An 8,931-nucleotide genomic window follows, 5' to 3' on the forward strand; every position below is an offset into this window, starting at 1 on the left:
GGGATGTGGTCATGTGCAATCGGATACAAAAGCTATAGTTGATCCCGATAAGGGATTTGAGAACGGTGCAGCAGGATCTGTACCGGATAAAGGGTCATTAGAGGCTACAATGATGCCACTTACCGAGCCACAGTCTTTGCAGCAGACACTTGACGGTCATTTCATTTCGACCATGCCAAAGGTTCGTACCACTGATGGCCATATGGTGAACTGGGACCGCAACATCGTGGTCAATCAACTATTAAAAGAGACCGCTCTTAGTGAGTGGTATCATAACATTTCTTCAATTTCGAAAGATGAGGCGCATGATATCGCAAAGGAAACGGAAAAGCGTATCCGTGGCATGAACATCAAGTTCCTCTCTGGTCCTCTTATCAGGGAACTTGTGAACCTGATCCTGCTCGAACGTGGTCATCTTGAATGGCGTAATGTCTCTACAAGGGTAGGTTCACCTGTTTTCGATGCATGTGAGATCGACCAGGGTTCAGGCTTTGAGGCCAATGAGAACGCCAACCTTCAGGAAAATGCGGAAACCGCCCATAAAAAGAAAGCTGACAAGATCTCCAAAGAGCAGTATCTACTATTGCTGCCTCCAAAGATAGCCGATCTTCACCTTAATGGTGATCTTCACATTCATGATCTTGAGTACTTTGGTACCCGTGCTTTCTGTCAGGATTGGGACCTGAGGTATTTCTTCTACTATGGTCTGATGCCTGATGGATCAGGTGCAAAGGCAAGTGTTGCAGGTCCGGCAATGAAGGCCGAGGTCGCAATGTTGCACGCTGTCAAGGCTCTGGGAAGTGCCCAGACCAACTTCGCTGGCGGACAGGGATTCTACAATTTCCTGACCTTTTGCGCTCCGTTCTTCGAGGGCAAACCCTACAAGGAGATCGAACAGCTAATGCAAATGTTCATCTATGAGATGACACAGATGATGGTTGCCCGTGGCGGACAACTTGTGTTCTCATCGGTACAGCTATCTCCAGGTGTTCCAAAGATGTGGAGAGACAAGCCTGTTGTTTACAGGGGTCGTGTCTGGGATGGTACCAATGGTACCGACAAGCGTGTCTATGGTGACTACGAACGTGAGGTTAGGCTTGGTTTCAAGGCAATGATGAACGTCATGCTCGAGGGTGATTACTGGGGTAAACCATTCAACTTCCCGAAACCTGAGATATCCATTGAACCGGATTTCATGGAAGAGGATGAGATGTTCAACCGTGCAAATCCGGAACTTCCAACCTATGATGAACTTTACACCATGACATTCGAACTGACCGCAAAGTATGGTACTCCCTACTTTGATAATCAGCTTCCTGAATACCGTGGTGCTGGGGAAGGCATTTCCTGTTACCAGTGCTGTGCTTACCAGTTCTCAGCAAACGCAGATTCAGATTCAGAATTCGATGAGAAAATGTACTTCAATGAGGGAAAACATTTCTCAATGGGATCCTGGCAGGTAATTTCACTGAACTGTCCAAGAGCTGCATATCTGGCAGAGAACGATGATGAGAAATTGTTCTCTCACCTTAAACATCTCATGGATGAGGCAATGGAAGTTTTCCAGACAAAGGTCAAGTGGTTAAAGCCTATCATTGATAATGGCAGGATGCCATTCGCAACACAGCAGCCAAAGGACCCTGTTACTGGTAAGAAAGGTGCGATTGCGGTCGATATAGATTCGCTGGTGTTCACCATTGGTGTTATCGGTATCAATGAGATGGTCCAATATCACACCGGTTCACAGATGCATGAATCCAGAGATGCTTTCAAGCTGGCTATCAGGGCAATGACCGAGATGGATATATACGGCAAGGAACTTTCCAAGAAATACGGTATGGAGATCGCTCTTGCAAGGACCCCTGCCGAGACCACTGGTCAGAGGTTCTCTGTTTCCGATCTGCTTCATGAGGAGTTCAGGGACAAGGTCCTCTCAGTTGTAAAGGGTGATGTAAAAGCAGCAGTTGAAGGTATAAAGAACACCCACGACCTGCCGATCTATTACACTAATGGTACTCATGTACCGCCGGGAGCTGATGTTTCACTGGTCGACAGGATCAATATCGAACATGTGTTCTTCCCTATAGTGGACGGCGGAGATATCATGCATATCTGGATGGGTGAAGGCTCACCGGACGCTAAGGGTCTGAAAGATTTTGCTATGAACATTGCGAAGAACACTCAGGTGGGATACTTCGCTTTTACCAAGGATATGAGCGTTTGTATGGATGATTTCCATATGATGGCTGGTCTGAAAGATGTTTGTGAGAACTGTGGTTCCGATAACATCGAGCAGCTTTCAAGGGTCACCGGTTATATTCAGGCTGTAAGTGGCTGGAATGCTGCAAAGAAGCAGGAACTGGAAGATAGGAAGCGTTACAACTCAGCCGATATGGTCTGAAGTCCAAGGTGCTTGATATCAAATGAATGTGAATTTTGGGGAGATCATCCCCATATCAACTATTGACTGGCACGGAAAAGCGTCAGTCGTTCTTTTTTTACGTGGCTGCCCTTTCAGGTGTCCTTACTGTCATAACTATGAGATATTGACAGTTCCCGATATGGTCGATGTGAAAGAGCTTGAGAAAAAGATCGATAACTCTCTTATTTTTGTAAGCAGTGTTGTCTTTTCCGGTGGGGAACCACTGGCTCAGAAGAATGCAATTATGCATCTTGCTTCCTATGCAAAGAAAAAGAAGCTGTTCGTGGGTATCCATACGAATGGCTATTATCCCGATGTTATGGAAGAATTGATGGATCTAGACCTTGTGGACAAGTTCTTCATTGATGTAAAAGCCCCCCTTGACGATCCTGATATGTACGGAAAGGCTATCGGGTATGGTGAATATTCTGTTGTTCCCGATCCTGCCGATGTTGTAAAAAATATCAGGAGAAGCCTCTCTATAATTACTGAAAAAGGTATGGAATATGAACTTCGCACCACAGCGATACGCGGCTTCATAGGCGAGCCGGATGATATTGCAAAGATCGCAAGTTCGATAGCTCCATATCTGTCCATGTCGGGTGCTACCTATGTAATTCAGCAGGGAATACCTGCAAACGCAATGGATGAGAAAATGAGGGATATTGTGCCTTTTTCACGCGATGAGATGCTGGAACTTGCAGGGCGTGCCCATGAATTTGTCGATAATGTGTGGATACGTACAAAAGAGAAGGGTAATGAGAAGGTTAACTTCGAATCAAACTGAAGTTTAAGTAAAAACTTTATATGTTCGTGATGTCTCTTTGTTTATGAAGTCAGGGGGAATGTATCCATGAAACGAACACATCTATTCCTTTTTATTCTACTATCTCTTTCGGTCATAGCAGCAGGTTGCACGGGCTATGAGAGTTCCAGCCCGCAATCTGTCTATCCTGAAAGTGATATGATATATGATCTTGAAGAAACATCTGCTTTTGATGGCGGCTCCTCTTATAAGTTGGCTGACAACGGCGCATCATCTCAAAGCAGTATTACACGTAAGGTAATTACTACATCTTCTGTTTCCCTCGAGGTAAAGAACACTCCTGAAGCGCTGGATGATATAAGCGATATCGCTGATGAGTTCGATGGATATGTGTCTTCATCTTCTGTTTATACCCGATATGATGATGAGGGTATGTATGGTTATATCACTATACGCGTTCCTTCGTCTGAACTTGACAAGGCGCTCGAGACGATAGGTGACCTTGGTAAAGTGACCTCCAAAAGCACAACTGCTTCTGATGTTACTGAGGAATATATCGATGTGAATGCACGCCTTTCCAATCTGGAGAAGCAGGAGACTCGTCTTGGGGAGATCCTTGAGATGTCCACGACCGTTGAAGAGGTCCTTGCGGTCGAGAAGGAACTCGGACGTGTGCGTGGTGAGATAGAAAGTCTGACTGGCAGGCTCAATTATCTTAATGACAGGATCGATCTTGCGACCATCAATGTCGATGTGAGCGAGCCCCGTAATATTACGCATTCATGGGGACTACGTGATGCCTTGTCCGATTCAGTACGTGGTTTCATAGGCAGTGTCAATGGTATCATCGTGTTCATCGGAGTTGTTATCCCGATCGTGATATTTGCAAGTATTGTGGGAGTAATGCTTATTTTAGTTAAGAGGAGGGTCTGGAGATGATCCTCTCTTTTATACATTACTGCTAAATATTAAGAATATAGGATAAGTTTATGGAAAGATCAGACCTGATATCAGGGATAAACGAACGGGAGCTCATAGGTCATCTGTGTTCTGTTTTTTCTACGAAGAAAAGCCCTGCCATCATGGAGGGTGCAGGCTCGGATGATTGCGCTGTTATAGATATCTCTGATGAGGACTGTCTGGTGATAACGACCGATATGTTGCATCGCAAGACCGATTTTCCCGAGGTCATGAGTGCATGGCAGATAGGCTGGATGGCTGCTGCTGTGAACTTAAGTGATGTGGCTTCCATGGGTGCAACTCCTGTGGGTTTCCTTTCCGCCCTTGGTATCACGGCTGATATGGAACTTGGATTCGCTGAGGACATTGCACGCGGTATGGATGCCTGTGCAAGCTTTTGTGATACCTCTGTGATAGGCGGTGATATCGACCTTCATGATGAACTTACTATCACAGGTACTGCTCTCGGCAGGGTGAAAAAGGAACATCTTTTGAGAAGAACTGGTGCCAGACCGGGAGACCTTGTCTGTGTTACCGGAAATGTCGGTTCAGCCGGCGCTGCACTGCTGGCCTTACAGCAAGGGCTTGATGCAAGCGATGAGCTGCTTAAAACTTTACTGGAACCTGTACCGCGTATAAAGGAAGGACAGATGCTTGCCAGCACCGGTGGTGTCACCTCCATGATGGATACGAGCGATGGTCTGGCCATGTCATTATATGATCTGGCAGATGTGAATGGTGTAGGTTTTAGGATATTAGAGGAAAAACTCCCTGTCGACGATGAAGTCATTACTCTGGTCGGTCATGAGGATGCCCTCGAACTCGGACTTTACACAGGCGGGGATTTTGAGCTGTTGTTCACTGTTTCACCCTCAATGCTGGATAAGGTCAAATCCGTTTGCTATTTAAATGTTGTAGGCGAAGTTACTGATGACACTTTAATATCTATAATGAAGATCGATGGGCCCGAGGTGTCGATAAATCGAAAAGGTTATGTACATATGGGAGAATTCGATAACTTATAATCATACAATATTCGGAGAAATTATCTATGAATAAACATTTTAAATTTATGCTAATAAGCTTGCTCATTCTTGGAATGAGTTGTGGGGTGGCGATGGCTGCCGCTCCTACATTATCATCCGGTGCCGTGGCTCCGGGAAGTGGTGATGTTAGTACGAATTTCGTTTTTACCGTAACTTTTACAGATGCGGATAACGACACTGCGACTGCTATCGATGTAAATATTGATGGTACAGATTACGGTATGTCTGAAGTTAATTCCAGTGATATAAATACTATTGATGGAAAAGATTATAGCTATACTGCATCTGGTTTCAGTGTTGCAACGCACAATTATAATTTTTCAGCTTCTGACGGCACAACTCCAGTGGGTCCTGCAGACGCAGGAAATTTCTCAGTTTCAAATACTGCTCCGTCCTTGACAGGTTCTGTAAGTCATGGTAGTGGTGATGATAGTACAAATTTTGTTTTTACCGCAACATTTACGGATGCTGACAATAATGGTGCAAGTTATGTCAATGTCTCTATCGATGGTGTGAACAACACTATGAGTCAAACAGATGCTGGTGACACGACAACAACCGATGGTAAGACTTACTCTTACAATAACTCAGGGTTCAGTACAGCCACACATAATTATCAATTCTTTGCGTCCGATGGAACAGTTGCTGTTGGTCCGTCAAGTGCAGGAACATTTGTTGTCAACAATAATCCTACATTGACTTCAGATTCAGTTTCACCAACAAGCGGAACGCTTGCAACCATCTTTACTTTTAATGTCACATATACAGATGGAGACAATGAATCGTCTTCAGATGTTAGCGTTGTTATCAACGGCACATCTTATTTAATGGACCAAGTTGATGCCGGTGATACAAATGTTGTAGATGGTAAGCTTTATTCTTATACTAAAGGTAGTTTCCCGGTTGGAACTTATAATTACAAGTTCACAGCTTCTGACGGGAATGTTTCTGCAAGTGATACGACCGAGAAGACATTTTCAGTGGTTTCAGATATACCAACATTAACTTCCGAATCAGTGACTTATGAACCTGATTCAACGGTTGGTTCTACCTTCATGTTCAACGTAACATATACCGATAATGTTGCAGCTGATCCAAGTTACATTAATGTAACCATTGAAGGCACTGACCATGCTATGAGTAAACTTGATCCTTCTGACAATGATGCTACAAATGGTATCAAGTACACATATACAACAACATCACTAGCTGTCGGGGATCATGATTATAACTTTAAAGCATCAGATGGTGCTAATCCAATAAACACTACTATCTCAACTGTAACTGTCAATACTGCGACATACTCCTCCGGTGACCGTATATGGGATGCAAATGCCGGACAGTCCACTAATTACACCTGGAATGCATTGAGCTATTCCGGTTTCTTCTATGACCTTGAATCCGGTCTTGGTTCAGAGACCATGACCATCCATCTTGACAGTGATTCCGACAGGAACATCGGAGATGGTGATCTTGAATATGAAACAACACCTATCGAAACTGATTTCGAGTATGGTGCATGGGGATCTTACGAGGTCATTGGTTTCATGGCAGAGAAATACTTTGCAGGGTATACTTCCAGTACTCATTCAGATGTTTCAGGCGATGCAATAAGCTTGATGTCCAAAGGTCATCTGACAAAGGTGCTCATAGATAGTGATGATAAGCAGTCTGTCTATGGCGGTGCAGGGCTTGTACTTGAGGATGGCTATGTGCTTAACATTGTAGAGCTTGATCTGAACGGTGACCGGGTTTTCGTTTCTCTCTCCAAGGACGGGGATGAAGTAGATGAATTGGTAGTTTCCTCTGGTAATCCATATGTCTACGAAAAAGACCTCGGTGACGTTGATGATGTGCCTATAATAGCAGTGAACTTCGCTGAGATATTCAGTGGAACTGAGACGAACGCTGTTTTCATTGAAGGTATCTTCCAGATATCTGATGAATATGAGGACATTAACAAAGGTGATGAATACGGTGCAATGGAAGTCAAAACCATAAGTTCAACCAAGATCAGGCTGGAGAATGAAGATACGATCGGTCTTGACAAGGGGGACATTGCTGATATTATGGGCAAGCTCAAGTTCATTGTAGCAGATAACAATGACTTAAGATTTGCACCATTTGTTGACATGTCCGAACCAGGAACATATGAACTCAGGGGTACCATTGCAGAAAATGAAAGTCTCACATGGACCCCTCTCAATTTCGAAGGTTTCTATTACAACATCGATGAAGGTATTGGCACCGAATCCCTCAACCTTACATTAAATGGCAGAAATATCGATGATGGTGATCTGGTTTATACTACAATTCCTTCAACTGTCAGCTTTGAATATTCCGGATGGGACGACTATAATGTTATCGGTTTCATGGCAGAGAAGTACTTTGTTGGTTACCCTGATAATCCATTCAATAGCGGTGGCGTTGATTCTGTAAACCTTATGTCTCAAGGTCAGCTTTCAAAGGTACTGATCGATGATGATGACAAGAAATCTATTTTTGGTGGTTCATCAATCATCCTTGAGGAAGGATATTCACTGGATGTTGTTGAAGTGAACCAGGATGGTGACAAGGTATTGCTTGAGCTTAGCAAGGACGGTGATAGTCTTGATAGTACTGTCATATCTTCAGGTGAGCCATACATCTATGAAACAGAACTTGGGGATGTTGAAGATGTGCCTATCATTATCGTAAACTTTGATGAGATCTTCAGTGGGCGGGAATCAACTGCGGTCTTCGTCCGTGGTATCTTCCAGATATCTGATGAATATGAGGAGATAAACACTGGTGATAACTATGGGGAGATGGAAGTAAAAACTGTCAGTTCCACAAAGATCGAAATGAAGAACGAAGATTCCATCTCACTCTCAAAGGGAGATGAGATCGAGATCATGGGCGAGATCAAGTTCAAGGTCGCAGATTCCAGTACTGTACGCTATTATCCATTCGTTGAGATAAGCACAACACCTGCTGATTCACTTGATGTGGAGGTTGAGCCTGAAGTTGTCAGTGAAGGTGACAAGATCACTGTGATTGTGACATCACGCGGTTCCCTTGTCAACGGTGCAACCGTGAAGGCAGGAAGCATTGTACTTGGTACCACTGACGATGAAGGAGAGGTTGACTATACTTTCCATGCAGATGGGACATATACCATCACTGCTGAAAAGGATGGTTACACTTCCGGTGAAGCATCTCTTGAAGTGATCTCCCCTGATGATGAGTCGAGGAAGATGAGCATTGAAGTTTCGCCTGAAGTGATCTATGAGGGCAATCTGGTAACTTTCACAGTTGTAAAATCCATTGGTGGGGATGCCCTTGAAGATGTGGATGTTACCATTGACGGAAAATCCATTGGTGACACTGACAGTGATGGTGTTGTGACCGATGTCCTGAAAGAGATCGGTATGCACAAGATAACTGCCAAGAAGGAGAGTTTCCTTGGTGCAGAGCTCAATATCGAGGTTAAGGAGCTTGAAGCAAAGTTCGAGTTCAGTAATCTTGTGGTCACTCCACTTGAGGTCAAGACTGGAAAGGATGTGAAGGTCAAGTTAGATGCTGTCAACAATGGCAAAGCAGCAGGCTCTTACACTGTAGAGCTCATTGTCAATGACAACACTACCGCTACACAGGAGATCTCGCTCGGTGTCGGTGAATCCGCTCCGGTAGAGTTCGTGTACACTGCCGGTGAACCGGGAACCTATCTTGTGAAAGTAGGTGGTATGACCGCAACA

5 protein-coding genes are annotated in these 8,931 nt (G+C 44.3%); all 5 read left to right on the top strand.

The features are described from left to right. Positions 1–109 precede the first annotated feature (109 nt). Positions 110–2,401 carry an anaerobic ribonucleoside-triphosphate reductase gene (gene nrdD, locus QAS77_RS01350; RefSeq protein WP_250866901.1) on the top strand — a complete coding sequence of 764 codons (2,292 nt, stop codon included), beginning with the start codon at positions 110–112 and terminating at the stop codon, positions 2,399–2,401. A 22-nt stretch (positions 2,402–2,423) separates the two neighbouring features. Beyond that, complete coding sequence (locus QAS77_RS01355) at positions 2,424–3,209, top strand: anaerobic ribonucleoside-triphosphate reductase activating protein (protein WP_305063888.1); 786 nt, start codon at positions 2,424–2,426, stop codon at positions 3,207–3,209. A 66-nt stretch (positions 3,210–3,275) separates the two neighbouring features. Beyond that, complete coding sequence (locus QAS77_RS01360) at positions 3,276–4,127, top strand: DUF4349 domain-containing protein (RefSeq protein WP_305063889.1); 852 nt, start codon at positions 3,276–3,278, stop codon at positions 4,125–4,127. 50 nt (positions 4,128–4,177) lie between these two features. Beyond that, positions 4,178–5,173, top strand: coding sequence for a thiamine-phosphate kinase (gene thiL / locus QAS77_RS01365; RefSeq protein WP_305063890.1), 996 nt, complete (start codon positions 4,178–4,180; stop codon positions 5,171–5,173). 26 nt (positions 5,174–5,199) lie between these two features. After that, positions 5,200–8,931, top strand: a 3,732-nt coding sequence (locus tag QAS77_RS01370) for an S-layer protein domain-containing protein (protein ID WP_305063891.1), incomplete at its 3' end; no start/stop codon positions are given.

It is taken from the genome of Methanococcoides sp., assembly GCF_030594565.1.
Taxonomy (GTDB): Archaea; Halobacteriota; Methanosarcinia; order Methanosarcinales; family Methanosarcinaceae; genus Methanococcoides; species Methanococcoides seepicolus.